We start from the raw sequence: 13846 nt of genomic DNA on the forward strand, positions 1-13846 counted from the left end.
GGGCCGAAGGGGTGCGCGATGAGCAAGAAGGATGACGCCGTGCGAGTGCGGGCCGAGGATCTGCCCTACCGCCCCTGTGTCGGCATCATGGTGCTGAACCGGGAGGGGCTGGTCTGGACCGGCCGGCGGCTGACTGAGGGCAATTCGGAGTTCGACGGCTCCGCCGAGCGCTGGCAGATGCCGCAGGGCGGCATCGACGAGGGTGAGGCGCCTCTGGAGGCGGCCTATCGCGAACTCTACGAGGAAACCGGCATGAAAACGGTGAGCCTGCTCGCCGAGGCGCCGCACTGGATCCATTACGACCTGCCGGAGCATCTGATCGGCATCGGCCTGCGCGGCAAATATCGCGGCCAGACCCAGCGCTGGTTCGCCTTCCGCTTCGAGGGTGACGAGAGCGAAATCGCCATCGACCCGCCGCCCGGCGGCCATGCGCAGGAATTCGATGCCTGGGCCTGGCGCCCGATGGAGGAGGTGCCGCAGCTGATCGTCGCCTTCAAACGCAAGGTCTATGACGAGGTGGTTGCCGCATTTCGCCCTCTGGCGCCGTGAGAGGCGGCCTCTTGGAGCATTGGACCAAAATGGTATCAGGTTCTGACTTTTTGATGTGACTTCTGCACGTTTCGCTTGAGCAGCGGGCCGAAACCTCTCGGACGTCATGCTCGGGCTTGTCCCGAGCATCTGCAACGCTTTGATTTTGTTGATGTCAGCAGATCCTCGGGACAAGCCCGAGCATGACGAAAGGAGAGGTTCCGCATCATAGGGCCGTCACGCTGAAGCGATCTTCCCGACCTCACGGAAAATCGTTTGAAGCAATTAAGTCCTTTGTTTCGTGTATCGTATCCGACTTTCAGTCGACTGCTCTCAAGAGGCCGCCGCATCAAGCCGGGAATGCGGTCCCCGCTCTGGACCGATGCCGCGGCCTCAATGCCCCGGCGCGCCGCCGCCCTGCCGGCCCGGATCCACCCGCCGCAGGATCAGCGCCAGCGGGATCACCGCGAGCGAGATCATCGACAGCGTGTAGAACACGTCGATATAGGCGAGATAGCTCGCCTGCTCCGCCACCTGCCGGCCGATGGCGGCCATGGCTTGCGCCTGCGCATCGGCCGCGCCCGTGCCGTGCTGAAGGAAATAGGCCTTCCAGCCCTGCAGCGCCTGCTGATAGCCGGGGTCGGAGGGGATGACATGCTCCACCAGCCGGCTCTGATGCCATTGCTCGCGATGGGCCAGCACGTTGGAGGCGATGGAGACGCCGATCGAGCCGCCGGTGTTGCGCGCGGCATTGATCAGGGCCGAGGCCTGGTCCGTCTGGTCGGGCCGCAGGCCGTCATAGGAGGCCGAGGTGATCGGGATGAAGATCAGCGGCAGGCCGAGGCCGAGGATCATGCGCGACCAGGCGAAGAAGCCGAAATTCAGGTCGCCATTCAGCCGCGTCAGGTCCCACATGGCGGCGGCGATGATCGCGCAGCCGATGGCGATCAGATATTTCGGCTGGATGATCCCGGTGATCCGCCCGGCCACGAACATCATCACCATCGTCACCAGGCCGCCCGGCGAAAGCGCAAGGCCCGCCCAGGTTGCGGTATAGCCGAAATTCTCCTGCAGCACCTGCGGGACGAATTGGGTGGTGGCGATCAGGATCGCGCCGGTGGCCATCATCACGATGAAGCAGGAACCGAACTGCCGGCTGGCCAGAAGCCTGACGTCGATCACCGGATTGCCGGCTGTGAGCAGCCAGGGAATGGCCAGCAGAAAGGCGAGCCCGCAGATTGCCGTCGCGACGATGATGAAGTTCGAGCCGAACCAGTCCTCCGTCTGGCCCCGGTCGAGCACCAGTTCCAGCGCGCCCAGGAAGGTGGCGACCAGCAGGAAGCCTGTGATGTCGAAGCGCACGCCGCGGCGCTTCATCTCAGCGCGCTCCTGCTTCAGCCCTTCCGGCTCCTTCACCAGGAGATAGACCAGGGTGAAGGCCAGAATGCCGACCGGGCCATTGATGAGAAAGCACCAGTGCCAGGAGAGATTGTCGGACAGCCAGCCGCCGAGCGTGGGGCCGACGACAGGCGCGACCACCACGGCGACGCCGAACAGGGCGAAGGCCTGGCCGCGCTTGGCCGGCGGAAAGCTGTCGGCGAGGATCGACTGGGAGATCGGCACCATGCCGCCGCCGGCAAAGCCCTGGATCATGCGGAAGATCAGCAGGGATTCGAGGTTCCAGGCCAGGCCACAGAGCACGGAGGAGAGGGTGAAGGTGGCAAGGCAGGCCAGATAGAACGACCGCCGGCCATAGCGCTTGGCGATGAAGCTGGAGGCCACCAGCACGATCGCATTGGAAACCAGATAGGTGGTCACCACCCAAGAGGCCTCGTCCGCGCTCACCGCCAGGCCGCCGGAGATATAGCGCAGGGCAACATTGGCGATCGTCGTGTCCAGCACCTCCATGAAGGTGGCGATCGAGACGACCACGGCGATCAGCCAGGGATTGGTGGCGCCGGCCGCGGCGCTCCCCGAGGCTGCGCCGCTGTGCGAGGCTGCCGCGCCGGCCATCTCAGGACCTCGGACGGACGGTGACGGTCGGCACGACCGACATTCCCGGCCCCACGGGCACATCGGCGGGCCAGCGATCGACGGTGATCTTGACCGGCACGCGCTGGGTCACCTTGACGTAATTGCCCGTGGCGTTTTCCGCCGGCAGCAGCGAGAAGGCGGTGCCGGAGCCCGGCTGGATCGACTCCACCTTGCCGGTGAGCGGATGATCGGGATAGGCATCGATGCTCAGCGCCACGGCCTGACCGGGGCGCATATCGGTCAGCTGGGTTTCCTTGAAGTTCGCCACCACCCAGACTTCGTCCGGCACGAACATGGCGAGGCTCTGGCCCTCGGTGACGAATTGCCCCTTGGCGCCGGAAAGCTGGACGACGCGCCCGGCTTGCTGGGCGATGATGACCGTGTCCTTGAGCTTCTGCTCCGCCGCCGCCGCGCCGGCTTCCGCCTGATGCAGCGAGGCGATGGCATTGGCGCGCTGCGCTTCCGCGACAGCCTTGTTCTTCATGGCCGAGACCACACTTGCCTGGGTCTGGGCCGCATTGGCCTGGGCCTGGCGCAGAGAGGAGGTGGCCTGCTGCGCGGTCTGCACCGTGCCCGCCCCGCTCTTGGCCAGATCCTGCTGGCGATTGGCCTCTTCCTGGGCAAATTGCAGGGCGGCCGCCGCCGAAGTCTGCTGCGCCCGCTCCTCGTCGATGGCGGCCCCTGCCGCGGCGATCTGGGCCTCGGCGCTTTCAATCGCCGCGCGGGCCGATTCCACCTGTCCCTTGGCCTGGTCGAGCGCGATCTGGTAGTCGGTCGGGTCGATGGTCATCAGCCGCGCGCCCGCGTCCACATGCTGGTTGTCGGTCACGTCGATGGTCTCGACATAGCCCGACGCTTTGGTGGCGATGGCGAAGCTGCGGGCCTCGACAAAGGCATCGTCGGTCGATTCGTAGGGGTGGAAATAGACCAACCAGACAAAATAGCCGACAATGCAAATTGCCGCGACAGCCAGAAGGCCGAAAAGGATCCATAGCGGATGCCGGCGCAGGATCGACGGCTTCTTCGCTTCGCTCTTATTTCCGTCAGCCGCGTTCTCGGACTGCGGCGGAGACTTGGCGGTGGAGGACGCGGGCGAGCGGGCTTCGCGGGCGGCGGGCGAAGACGAACGCGGTTCGGCGGTCATGGGGAGATGCTCCGGTCTTGAGCAGGCTCGAAAGATGGTTCAGACCGGACAAGTAGAGCGGCGCTGCGCGACGGCTACTGCGGGACCGCTCAAACAGCAAGATCTTGCCTATGGCATCAGACTGGGTATCAGGCGGCCAGCGGCAGGCTGATCGCAGACAAGGCCTCGAAGCTCGGCCGGGCGACGAGGTAGCCCTGGATGTAATCGACATTCAGATCCGCCAGCGCGTGGAACTCGGCTGTGGTCTCCACGCCTTCGCACACCACCTCGACGCCGAGCGCATGCAGCATCTCCACCATCTTGCCGACCATGATCTGGCGCACCCTGTCCGTGTCGATGCCGCGGATCAGCTCCATGTCGAGCTTGACGATATCGGGCTGGAAGCGGCTCAGCAGGTTGAGCCCGGCATAGCCGGCGCCGAAATCGTCGATCGCCGTCTTGAAGCCGATCTCGCGATAGGTCTTGAGGATGGAGAGTACATGAGCGGTGTCGAGCTGCTCATCCTCGGTGAATTCGAAGATGATGCGATCAAGCGGAAAGCCGGTGCGCTTGGCCGTATCCAGCGTCAGGCGGATGCAGGCGCGCGGCTCGTAAACGGCGCGCGGCATGAAGTTGATCGACAGGAAGGGTTTTTCGGCATGGTCGAACAGGGTCGAGGCAAGCTCGATGGCCTTGACCCGGCATTGCTGGTCGAAGGCGTAGCGCATCTCGTCCTGCACCAGGGAGAGCACCGAGCCGGCGCCTTCTCCCGCCACGCCGCGCACCAGCGCCTCATGGGCGAAGATGCGCCCGGAGCGCCGGTCGACAATCGGCTGGAAGGCCATGGAGAAGGGATGCGCGAAGGCGGCGCCGTCGCGGCAGCCGAGGCAAGCGTGAGCCATGAAAGATCTTTCCTCACAAGGGGAGCATCAGCCCTTGGACCTGAACGGGCCCGATGCTCCGGACGATAGGGCAGGCACGTCGTTTCCCTTCGTCCTCATCAGCCCCCGCTGCACGATCGAGAAAAGTCAGTCCGAACAATAGCGCGGTCGCGCCGGAGCGTCACGGCATGATTGCGCATATGGATAAGAGAGTCTGTCCGAGACCCTGCGTCAGGGTTGCAGCATGGGTGGATGGCAGGACGGAACCTTGCAGGCTGCGCTCTGTTGGACCCTGCATCACCCGTTTTCCCACTGGAGTGCTTGCCATGGTCCGCCGTCCGCTCATCATCCTTCTCGCCGTCGTCGTGGTCGCGCTTCTGGCCATGTTCCTGATGCGCGGTCCCGGCAATATGGGCCGCAATGACGGCGCCGAGCAGACGCAGACTTCGCCCCACGCGATCAACCAGTCGCCGTAAGCGATCTTGCGAGAATAGGGTCGGCGCTGCGTCCGCGCCGCCTTCAGCAAGGCCCGCAATGCGGGTTGGGGGCGAGTCGGGGCCGAAAGCCGGTTGCGATAGGCAGAAATCGCCACAGAGGCCGGGGAACTGCGGCAGGAGGCTTTTGTTAGCAGGGAGAGTGCGCGAAGGACAGGCGCGGGATGTCCCGGTCCTTGGCGGGCGCCCTGCGCTGCGCATTCGCCCCCTCGTGCGGCCAGGCTTCCCTTTCAGCCGGCTGCGCCCGAGCGGACCTGGTGCGGCGGCGCCGGGTCCGCTCTTGGGACGGACCCTTATGAGGACCGGATGATCTGAACGGAATCGTGCTCCGCGCCCAGCCATAAAAAAGCCGGCGCTTGCGCACCGGCTTTCTCAAAAACAATCGCTCTTTAAAACCAGTCAGGCGGTCGCGGATTAAGCGCTCGTCTTCGGGGTCAGAACCTGGCGGCCGCGATACATGCCGGTCTTCAGGTCGATGTGGTGCGGACGGCGCAGTTCGCCCGAGTTCTTGTCTTCGATATAGGTCGGAGACTTCAGCGCGTCAGCGGAACGGCGCATGCCGCGCTTGGACGGGCTCGTTTTTCTCTTCGGTACAGCCATTTCTAAAACTCCACGTGTCTGGGCAAACACCGTTCGCAGCCTCGCAATCGGGGCCCATCGAAACAGATGTCGATCTTCGAAAGTGGGGCGGCTTATACATGCAATAGCCGTGCTTGACCAGTCCCCACAGGTTTTTTTTGGCAGGAGGTGGACGCAAGGTCCTATGCCGGTGACCGTCGATCGGCGACCGGGCTGGGGATCGGTGGCCAGGCAGATGCGTGCCCGGCAACATCACCGATGATTCTAGCCTTCGCCCCTTTGCCTCGCAAGCCCTGCGGCTTCACTTCGCCTCAGGCCTCGTCTTCCGGCACGATCCAGGGCTCGGCCAGCGCGGCCTCCTGCCAGGCGCGGAAGGCGGGATGGGCCTCGACCGCCGCCATATAGGCGCGCGAGCGCGGATCCTGCGTCAGCGCATAGATCTCGAAGCGGTTGGTGACGGGGGCATACATGGCATCGGCCGCGCTGAAGGCGCCATAGAGGAAGGGTCCGCCGGAGCGCGCCAGCCGCTCGTGCCAGATCGTCTCGATCCGCGCGACATTGTCCATCACGCCCTCGGGCAGGTCGATCGCCTTCACGGGACGGCGGATGTTCATCGGGCAGGCATTGCGCAGCGCATGGAAGCTCGACAGCATTTCCGTGGCGATCGCCCGGGCATCAGCGCGCGCGGCCCGGTCCTTCGGCCAGAGCCCGGCATCGGGAAAGAGCTCATGGGCATATTCGATGATGGCGAGCGATTCCCAGACCTTCAGATCGCCATCGACCAGCAGCGGCACGCGCCCGGTGGGCGACACCGCCTTGAGGCCGGGATTGCCGGCGGGAAAGTCGAAGAGGATCACCTCGTCGCGAAAGGGGATGCCGGCGGCCGTCAGCGCCAGCCAGGGACGCAGCGACCAGGAGGAGTAGTTGCGGTTGCCGATGTAGAGAACGAGATCGCGCATGCGGGGCGGCTCCGGGAGGGATGAGGTGTTGCGACCCTAGCCCGCCGCCCGTTTCGCCGGCCAATGAAAAGGCCTCATGCTACGGATAAAGACAGGTGATGTAATCGGCCGAAGCGCCGGCGCGCCGCTCGATCAGGGTGGCCAGCCGCTTCAGCCCGCGCCCGGGCTTGGCCGGATTGCGGTCGAAGGGGTTGGGCAGGGAAACGGCGAGAAGGGCGGCCTGTCGCCGGCTGAGATTGGCGGCCGACACGCCAAAATGGTGCCGTGCGGCCGCTTCCGCGCCATAGATGCCCGGCCCCCATTCGGCGATGTTGAGATAGATTTCCATGATCCGCCGCTTCGACCAGACGACATCGGCCGTGAGTGCCAGCGGCAGCTCCAGAAGCTTGCGCAGGAAAAAGCGGCCGTTCCACAGAAACAGGTTCTTCACTGTCTGCATCGGGATGGTCGAGGCCCCGCGCGTCGTCTCGCCCTCCAGAGCATCCTGCACCACCCCGCGCATCTGCACCCAGTCCACCCCGTCATGGGCGCAGAACTGCCCGTCCTCCGAAACCATCACCGAGCGCACCAGATGCGGCGAGATCTTCTCGAACGGGGTCCATTGCCGGTCATAGCCGCCGCGCAGCACCACGTCGCGCAGCATCAGCGTGGAGACCGGGTGGACGAAGCCGGGGGCATAGAGGAGGATCAGTCCGTAGGGGGCGACCAGCAGGACCAGGAGGACGAGAGCGATCCGCCGCAAGGCGCGGCGCAGCCCGGATGGCGCGCGCGTGCCGCCTTGCGCCATGCCGCTCTCCTCGCGTTCACCCTGCCGTTCCGGCGCATTCTCCAAGCCGACCGTCCTTACCGCCCGCTGTCTCCACGGCGCCGCCTCCGGCCGACTATGCCGCGCCCTGCCGTCCTCGGCAAAGGCAAATCCACGGATGTCCCTTCCCATCAACGGAAATCGCGCGCAATCCGGCGCGCTTGGAGGGTTTCACCCGCCCTGTTGCCGGACGGAGGGCATGCCCCGCCCTGTCAGCCCCAGCCTTTTCAGGTTCAAACGTGCCGACAGTTCGGACGGGATCTCGCACCCGCCAAGCCACGGCTTGAAAGCCGCCTCGACCCATGCCAAACAGCCGGCATGACCGAGCCAGACCGCCTTTTTCTCGCCGATCTCGCCCGCGCCGCGCAGGCGGTGGAAGCCTGTCTCGACGGGCTGCTTTCGCCCGAGCCCGGCGCAGACGAAATCGCCCGCCCATCGCGGCTTCTCGCCGCCATGCGCCATGGGGTTCTGAACGGCGGCAAGCGGCTGCGGCCCTATCTGGTGCTGGAAAGCGCGCGACTGTGTGGTGGCGACCATCTGGCGGCGCTGCGCATCGCCGCCGCGCTCGAATGCATCCATTGCTATTCCCTGGTGCATGACGACCTGCCGGCCATGGACGACGACGATCTGCGCCGGGGGCAGCCGACCGTGCATATCGCCTTTGACGAGGCCACCGCGATCCTGGCCGGCGATAGCCTGCTGACACTCGCCTTCGACATTGCCGCAGCACCTGAGACGCCGCTGTCGGGCGAAAGCCGGGCGGCGCTGGTGGTGGCGCTGGCGCGCGCGGCCGGTATCGGCGGCATGGCCGGCGGCCAGGCGCTGGATCTGGCGGCGGAACTCAGCCCGCCCGACGAGGCGGGAATCGTGACGCTGCAGGCGATGAAGACCGGCGCCCTCATCCGCTTTGCCTGCGAGGCGGGCGCGCTGATCGCCGGCGCCGATGCCGCCACGCAGGCCAGCCTGCGCCGCTATGGCGAGGTGATCGGCCGCGCCTTCCAGATCGCCGACGACCTCCTGGACATCACCTCCGATGCCGCGAGCCTCGGCAAGGCCACCGGCAAGGACGAGGGACGCGGCAAGGGCACGCTGGTGGGCCTGCGCGGGATCGACTGGGCGCGCGAGGAGCTCGGCCGGCTGGTGGCCGAGGCGGAAGACCTGCTTTCGCCTTTCGCGGAAAAGGGCGAGACGCTGAAGGCGGCGGCGCGTTTCGTGGCCAATCGAAAGAATTGATTGCGGGCTATGGAAGCCGATCCCGAGCAGGGCGCCATGCTCCGAAGACTGCAGGGCTCGCCATTTTATTCGGTCAGGTGGTTTACCTGCTCTTCAGACACCTTTGCTTGCAAAGGTCGATCAAACCGCGTGGCCATTCTTGCAGGGCCATTCATCCCAAGGGATGAGGCGCATCCGACCCCTGGCTTCGTTTCTTCTCTTTGACGGCATGCACCAATGCGTCGGAAAGGGCTGTGATCAAAGGCGGAAATCGCTCGACCGTCACGTCAGCGCTTGAGCTGAGGATATTGTTTTTCAAGCACTTACGTGTTCGACTATGGATCCTCGGCTCAAGCCCGAGGATGACCTCACGCGAGAAGAGAAACGGTCCATCGGCTCAAGTCAGCAAGGAAGCGGGCCTGAGCCGTCCCTACTCCGCCGCCGCCTGGCCATTGCCGAAGCGCTTCTCGATGTAGTCGCCCACCAGCGTCTCGAAGTCGCCGGCGATGTTGGTGCCGCGCAGCGTCATGGCCTTCTTGCCGTCGATATAGACGGGGGCGGCCGGCAGCTCGCCGGTGCCGGGCAGGGAAATGCCGATATCGGCATGCTTGCTCTCGCCAGGGCCGTTGACGATGCAGCCCATGACCGCGACCTTCAGCCCCTCGACACCGGGATATTTCGCCCGCCAGACCGGCATGTTGCGGCGGATATCCTCCTGGATCTTCTGGGCGAGCTCCTGGAAAACGGTGGAGGTGGTGCGGCCGCAGCCGGGACAGGCGGCGACCACGGGCAGGAACTGGCGGAAGCCCATGACCTGCAAGAGCTCCTGCGCCACCTGCACCTCGCGCGTACGGTCTCCGCCGGGCTCGGGGGTCAGCGAGATGCGGATCGTGTCGCCGATGCCCTGCTGCAGCAGAATGCCGAGCGAGGCGGAGGAGGCGACGATGCCCTTGGTGCCCATGCCGGCCTCGGTCAGGCCGAGATGCAGCGCATGGTTGGAGCGTGCCGACAACATTGCATAGCAGGCAATCAGATCCTGCACATTGGAGACCTTGGCCGAGAGAATGATGCGGTTTCGCGGTAGACCGATTTCCTCGGCCAGCTCGGCCGAGATCAGCGCCGATTGCACGATGGTCTCGCGCATGACCTCCTCGGCCGTCAGCGGAAAGCCCTTGGCCTGGTTGTCGTCCATCAGCCGGGTCAGAAGCTCCTGATCGAGCGAGCCCCAGTTGACGCCGATGCGCACCGGCTTGTCGAACGCAATCGCCCGCTCGATGATGGCAGCGAACTGCTTGTCCTTCTTGTCCTTGAAGCCGACATTGCCGGGATTGATCCGGTATTTGGCCAGAGCCTCGGCGCAGGCCGGATGATCGGCCAGCAGCTTGTGGCCGATATAGTGGAAATCGCCGATCAGCGGCACGTCGAGGCCGAGACGCTCCAGGCGCTCGCGGATCTTCGGCACGGCGGCCGCGCTCTCGTCGCGGTCGACGGTGATGCGCACCAGCTCGGAGCCAGCCTTATGGAGAGCGGCCACCTGCGCGACCGTGGCGTCGATATCGGCCGTATCCGTATTGGTCATCGACTGGACGACCACGGGCGCGCCGCCGCCCACCGTGACGCCGCCGACGGAAACGCCGACCGTGGTGCGGCGGGGCTGGGGAGCGAAAGCAAAGGCAGACATGACCGACCTCGTCTCAAGGACCTGAAAAGACCGTCCGGCGGCAGGATGCGCGGGCGCGCCATCGGCGCCTCTGCACAAGGGCTGCATCGAACCGGACCTGCCTTCAGGTGAAGGAGGCCGGCCCGCTTGTCAACGGCAGCGGCCCTTACGCCCTGGCTTTGACGGCATTGTGACGCATAGCCACGGCAGTCGGCGAAAGGTCAGGGGCGGAAACAGCGCTTCCCGCCACGCGGCCATGCCGCCTTCAGGGCTCAGCCCTTGCCGGCGTCGGCATGGCGGGCCAGATGCGACAGGGCCAGCACCACGATGAACAAGGCCGGCACCGAGAGGAACACCACCGAGAGGCCGGTATGTTCGGCGATGAAGCCGATCAGCGAGGGCGCGAACAGCATGCCGGAATAGCCCATGAAGCTCGCCACGGATATGCCGATGCCCGGCGCCAGGCCCGGCATGTTGCCGGCGGCGGAAAAGGCGATCGGCACCATGTTGGAAATGCCGATGCCGGCAATGGCGAAGCCGAGAATGGCGAGCGGGGCATCCGGGGCGAGGCCGGAGAGAACGAGGCCGACAAAGGCTGTCATGGTCGACAGGCGCAGGGTGCGCACCGCGCCGAACCGGTCGCGCACGAGATCGCCGGCAAAGCGCATGATCGCCATGCTGGCCGAGAAGGCGGCATAGCCGAGGCCTGACAGCGCGACGGATGCGCCCTGCTCGTTGCGCAGGTAGAGCGCGCCCCAGTCGAGCACGGAGCCTTCCGGCACCATGGAAAACAGCGCCACCAGGCCGATCAGCCAGGGCAGGGGATTGAGCGGCAGCCGGGTCTTTTCCGCCTTGGTGTCGGGATGCGGCGCATCGGAGAAGATCATCGGCCAGGCGAGCGCGATAAGCGCCAGGCCGATCCCGGTGACGACAAGCGCATGGACCAGCACGCCGAAGCCTGCCATCAGCGCTCCGCCGATCGCCGCGCCGAACAGGCCGCCGAGGCTCCAGTAGGCATGGCAGGAGGACATGATCGCCCGGCGCATGGATTTTTCCACCTCCACCGCATTGGCGTTCATCGCCACATCCATCGCGCCGATGAAGCCGCCGAAGACGAACATGGCGATCGTCGCCGCCCAGAGATCCGAGGCAAGCGTGAGCAGGAGCAGGAGCGGCGAAAGAAGGAGTGCCGCGACCTTGACCACCGGCTTGGAGCCGAGCCTGGCAATGGCCGCGCCAGCGACCGGCATCATCACCAGCGAGCCGATGCCGAAGGTGAGGATCAGAAGACCGAGCACGCTTTCGCCGATGCCGAGACGCTCCTTGAATTCGGGAATCTTCGGCGCCCAGCTGCCCGTGACGAAGCCGTTCATCAGGAACAGCATGGACACGGCAAAGCGCGGCCGGGACATATAGGCGCTGCGGGGCAGGGCATTGGTCGAGCTTTCGCTCATCGGGGTGTCTCCAGGGTTTCGGGCGCCGCCGGGCAGCGGCGGGCAATGTCTTCGGGTCTTGTTTTTTGGTCTGGCGGTCAGGCGGGCATTTCCGCCTATTTCGCAGCCGGCCGCCTTGCCCTGATCAGGCCGATGCCGGCCTCGGCTAGGGCGGCGAGGTCGGCATCGGGTGCATCCGCCTCCACGGCCAGATGATCGAGCCCGCCGGGCGGCAGCACGGCGAAGGGCGCGCGCGTGCCGAGCTTGTCGCTGGTGGCGGCGCTGGCCACGCTGGCGGAGCGCTCGGCGATCAGCCGCTTGAACGAGGCGTCGTCGTGATCCTGGGCGGACACGCCGCCGGCCGCATCGATGCCGCAGGCGCCGAGAATGCAGATGTCAGGCACCAGTCGCGCTGCCTCGCGCTCGGCCGGGCCCCCCAGCGCCGCACCGATCGCAGGCGAGACCCGCCCGCCGATCAGGATCAGGGTGAGGTCGGTGCGCTCTGCCAAAGCCGCGGCGATGACCGGCGCATGGGTGGCGACCGTCAGCGACAGACCATATGGGATGGCGCGAGCCACGGCGAGATTGGTGGAGCCGACATCGAGAAACACCAGCATGCCCGGCTGGAACAGGGGAACCAGTGCTTGGGCGAGCGCGGCCTTGCGCTCCGGCTTCTCGCGCAGCCGCGCCGCCATGGGCATGGCCGCCTCCCGCCGCAGCGCCCCGCCATAGACGCGGGTGCAATGGCCGGCGGCGGCCAGTTCGCGCAGGTCGCGCCGCACCGTATCCTCCGAGACGGAAAAGGCGCGCGCGAGATCGGCGGCGATCACCCGCCCCTCCGCCTCCAGCCGAAGGCGGATCTGCGACTGGCGCTCGCGTGAGAGAAGGTCAGGCTGCATCGTCAACCATGCATGAACGGGAATGAATCGGTAAGAACATGCATATCCCGCTCCCCGGGAAAGGCAAGGGCTCATTCTGCGCTTATGTCACCCAGGCCTGCCCTTTCGCCGGATCTGACAGGTCCTTGCGGCCGCGCCATCTTGATTTCGTCGCCGGGCGCGGCATTTCCGCCAAAGCGCATGGCGCGCGGAAAACTATTCCGCGCGAGCGCGCCTGCGGCAGAAGCGGCGCGCTCGCCTCGGTCGCCCCCGGCATGCGATGGTGCCGACCCCTTCGCCGGGCTTGCGCATCGGGACGCGTGCGCAAGACGGGCGCAGGACAATAAAGAACAGGATGAGGTAACACCATGAAATGGCTTTCCACGCTCGCTGCCGTCGCAGCGCTTCTCCCGGTGCTGGCCGGCACGCAGGCTGCGGCTGGAGAACGGCTGGATCAGATCAAGAAAGCCGGTGTGCTGAAGATCGGCACCGAGGGCACCTATGCGCCCTTCACCTTCCACAATGCCGAGGGCAGGCTGGTCGGCTTCGACGTCGAGATCGGCGAGGCCGTCGCCAAGGAAATCGGCGTGAAGCCGGAATTCCTGGAGGGCAAGTGGGACGGGCTGATCGCCGGTCTGGATGCCAACCGCTATGACGTCGTGATCAACCAGGTCGGCATCACCGAGGAGCGCAAGAAGAAATATGATTTCTCCGAGCCCTACATCGCCTCCAAGGCCGTGCTGATCGTCAAGGCCGACAACGATGCCATCAAGGGCTTCGCCGACCTCAAGGGCAAGCGCGCGGCCCAGTCGCTGACCAGCAATTTCGGCAAGCTCGCAGAGGCGAATGGCGCCGAGCTCGTCGGCACCGACGGCTTCGACCAGTCGATCCAGCTCGTGCTGACCGGACGCGCCGATGCCACCGTCAATGACAGCCTCTCTTTCCTCGACTTCAAGAAGCAGAAGCCGAACGCGCCGGTGAAGGTCGTGGCCAGCCAGGACAAGGCGGAATATTCCGGCATCATCCTGCGCAAGGGCGAGCCGGAGCTTCGTGACGCCATCAACAAGGCCTTGGCGGCGATCAAGGAAAACGGCACCTACAAGACGATCTCGGACAAATATTTCGGCGCCGACGTCTCGAAGTAAGACCGAAGGGCGGGACCGGGCCAACGGGCCGGCCTCACAGCCTGACCGGCACAAGATCGGCCCTCGGGTGCTCGCCCGAGGGGCCCATCTGTTCTAGGTCCTGTGCACAGGCTCC

Annotated in this window: 13 protein-coding genes; 4 read left to right on the forward strand and 9 right to left on the reverse strand. The window is 65.7% G+C overall.

Annotation, left to right across the window (positions count from 1 at the left end; all coding sequences use genetic code 11):
* Positions 1 to 18 precede the first annotated feature (18 nt).
* Positions 19 to 549 (forward strand): RNA pyrophosphohydrolase, encoded by a 531-nt coding sequence (locus BJF92_RS07315; RefSeq protein WP_075634107.1) that lies wholly within the window; start codon positions 19 to 21, stop codon positions 547 to 549.
* Between the two features lie 372 nt (positions 550 to 921).
* On the opposite strand, the gene BJF92_RS07320 is transcribed toward BJF92_RS07315, so the two are convergent.
* The 3 genes from BJF92_RS07320 to BJF92_RS07330 all read right to left on the reverse strand — a co-directional run bounded on the left by BJF92_RS07320 (position 922) and on the right by BJF92_RS07330 (position 4587).
* A complete protein-coding gene (locus tag BJF92_RS07320; RefSeq protein WP_075634108.1) occupies positions 922 to 2541 on the reverse strand; it encodes a DHA2 family efflux MFS transporter permease subunit in 1620 nt (539 codons plus the stop codon).
* A 1-nt stretch (position 2542) separates the two neighbouring features.
* Positions 2543 to 3706 carry an HlyD family secretion protein gene (locus BJF92_RS07325; RefSeq protein ID WP_078057908.1) on the reverse strand — a complete coding sequence of 388 codons (1164 nt, stop codon included), beginning with the start codon at positions 3704 to 3706 and terminating at the stop codon, positions 2543 to 2545.
* 128 nt (positions 3707 to 3834) lie between these two features.
* Positions 3835 to 4587, reverse strand: coding sequence for an EAL domain-containing protein (locus tag BJF92_RS07330; RefSeq protein ID WP_075634109.1), 753 nt, complete (start codon positions 4585 to 4587; stop codon positions 3835 to 3837).
* A gap of 305 nt (positions 4588 to 4892) precedes the next feature.
* Here BJF92_RS07330 and BJF92_RS25525 point away from each other — a divergent pair, with 305 nt between their 5' ends.
* Entirely contained in the window at positions 4893 to 5042 is a 150-nt protein-coding gene (locus tag BJF92_RS25525; RefSeq protein WP_158032210.1) for a hypothetical protein, read from the forward strand.
* 432 nt (positions 5043 to 5474) lie between these two features.
* On the opposite strand, the gene rpmF is transcribed toward BJF92_RS25525, so the two are convergent.
* The 3 genes from rpmF to mtgA all read right to left on the reverse strand — a co-directional run bounded on the left by rpmF (position 5475) and on the right by mtgA (position 7430).
* On the reverse strand, positions 5475 to 5660 hold the full coding sequence (gene rpmF / locus BJF92_RS07335) for a 50S ribosomal protein L32 (RefSeq protein ID WP_056323739.1): 186 nt from the start codon (positions 5658 to 5660) through the stop codon (positions 5475 to 5477).
* 290 nt (positions 5661 to 5950) lie between these two features.
* Positions 5951 to 6598, reverse strand: coding sequence for a glutathione S-transferase family protein (locus BJF92_RS07340; RefSeq protein WP_075634110.1), 648 nt, complete (start codon positions 6596 to 6598; stop codon positions 5951 to 5953).
* Positions 6599 to 6677: 79 nt separating this feature from the next.
* A complete protein-coding gene (mtgA, locus tag BJF92_RS07345) occupies positions 6678 to 7430 on the reverse strand; it encodes a monofunctional biosynthetic peptidoglycan transglycosylase (RefSeq protein WP_425356456.1) in 753 nt (250 codons plus the stop codon).
* 291 nt (positions 7431 to 7721) lie between these two features.
* On the opposite strand from mtgA, the gene BJF92_RS07350 reads away from it, so the two are divergent.
* Entirely contained in the window at positions 7722 to 8636 is a 915-nt protein-coding gene (locus tag BJF92_RS07350; protein WP_075634111.1) for a polyprenyl synthetase family protein, read from the forward strand.
* 409 nt (positions 8637 to 9045) lie between these two features.
* Here BJF92_RS07350 and ispG read toward each other — a convergent pair whose 3' ends face one another.
* The 3 genes from ispG to BJF92_RS07365 all read right to left on the reverse strand — a co-directional run bounded on the left by ispG (position 9046) and on the right by BJF92_RS07365 (position 12607).
* Positions 9046 to 10296: a flavodoxin-dependent (E)-4-hydroxy-3-methylbut-2-enyl-diphosphate synthase gene (gene ispG, locus BJF92_RS07355; RefSeq protein WP_075634112.1), complete on the reverse strand. Its 1251-nt coding sequence runs from the start codon at positions 10294 to 10296 to the stop codon at positions 9046 to 9048.
* Positions 10297 to 10547: 251 nt separating this feature from the next.
* Entirely contained in the window at positions 10548 to 11729 is a 1182-nt protein-coding gene (locus BJF92_RS07360) for an MFS transporter (protein ID WP_075634113.1), read from the reverse strand.
* A gap of 95 nt (positions 11730 to 11824) precedes the next feature.
* The gene (locus BJF92_RS07365) at positions 11825 to 12607 is read right to left on the reverse strand and encodes a DeoR/GlpR family DNA-binding transcription regulator (RefSeq protein WP_075634114.1); all 783 of its coding nucleotides are present in this window, start codon (positions 12605 to 12607) and stop codon (positions 11825 to 11827) included.
* A 347-nt stretch (positions 12608 to 12954) separates the two neighbouring features.
* On the opposite strand from BJF92_RS07365, the gene BJF92_RS07370 reads away from it, so the two are divergent.
* The gene (locus BJF92_RS07370) at positions 12955 to 13731 is read left to right on the forward strand and encodes an amino acid ABC transporter substrate-binding protein (RefSeq protein ID WP_075634115.1); all 777 of its coding nucleotides are present in this window, start codon (positions 12955 to 12957) and stop codon (positions 13729 to 13731) included.
* Positions 13732 to 13846 lie beyond the last annotated feature (115 nt).

The sequence above is a fragment of the Xaviernesmea rhizosphaerae genome (assembly GCF_001938945.1).
Taxonomy (GTDB): Bacteria; Pseudomonadota; Alphaproteobacteria; order Rhizobiales; family Rhizobiaceae; genus Xaviernesmea; species Xaviernesmea rhizosphaerae.

Excerpts from the sequence above, each read along its gene's own strand:
- BJF92_RS07370 (WP_075634115.1), top strand. The coding sequence starts at position 12,955 with ATGAAATGGCTTTCCACGCTCGCTGCCGTCGCAGCGCTTCTCCCGGTG.
- BJF92_RS07360 (WP_075634113.1), bottom strand. The coding sequence starts at position 11,729 with ATGAGCGAAAGCTCGACCAATGCCCTGCCCCGCAGCGCCTATATGTCC.
- BJF92_RS07320 (WP_075634108.1), bottom strand. The coding sequence starts at position 2,541 with ATGGCCGGCGCGGCAGCCTCGCACAGCGGCGCAGCCTCGGGGAGCGCC.
- BJF92_RS07325 (WP_078057908.1), bottom strand. The coding sequence starts at position 3,706 with ATGACCGCCGAACCGCGTTCGTCTTCGCCCGCCGCCCGCGAAGCCCGC.
- BJF92_RS07315 (WP_075634107.1), top strand. The coding sequence starts at position 19 with ATGAGCAAGAAGGATGACGCCGTGCGAGTGCGGGCCGAGGATCTGCCC.
- BJF92_RS07350 (WP_075634111.1), top strand. The coding sequence starts at position 7,722 with ATGACCGAGCCAGACCGCCTTTTTCTCGCCGATCTCGCCCGCGCCGCG.
- BJF92_RS25525 (WP_158032210.1), top strand. The coding sequence starts at position 4,893 with ATGGTCCGCCGTCCGCTCATCATCCTTCTCGCCGTCGTCGTGGTCGCG.
- BJF92_RS07340 (WP_075634110.1), bottom strand. The coding sequence starts at position 6,598 with ATGCGCGATCTCGTTCTCTACATCGGCAACCGCAACTACTCCTCCTGG.
- ispG (WP_075634112.1), bottom strand. The coding sequence starts at position 10,296 with ATGTCTGCCTTTGCTTTCGCTCCCCAGCCCCGCCGCACCACGGTCGGC.
- rpmF (WP_056323739.1), bottom strand. The coding sequence starts at position 5,660 with ATGGCTGTACCGAAGAGAAAAACGAGCCCGTCCAAGCGCGGCATGCGC.
- BJF92_RS07330 (WP_075634109.1), bottom strand. The coding sequence starts at position 4,587 with ATGGCTCACGCTTGCCTCGGCTGCCGCGACGGCGCCGCCTTCGCGCAT.
- BJF92_RS07365 (WP_075634114.1), bottom strand. The coding sequence starts at position 12,607 with ATGCAGCCTGACCTTCTCTCACGCGAGCGCCAGTCGCAGATCCGCCTT.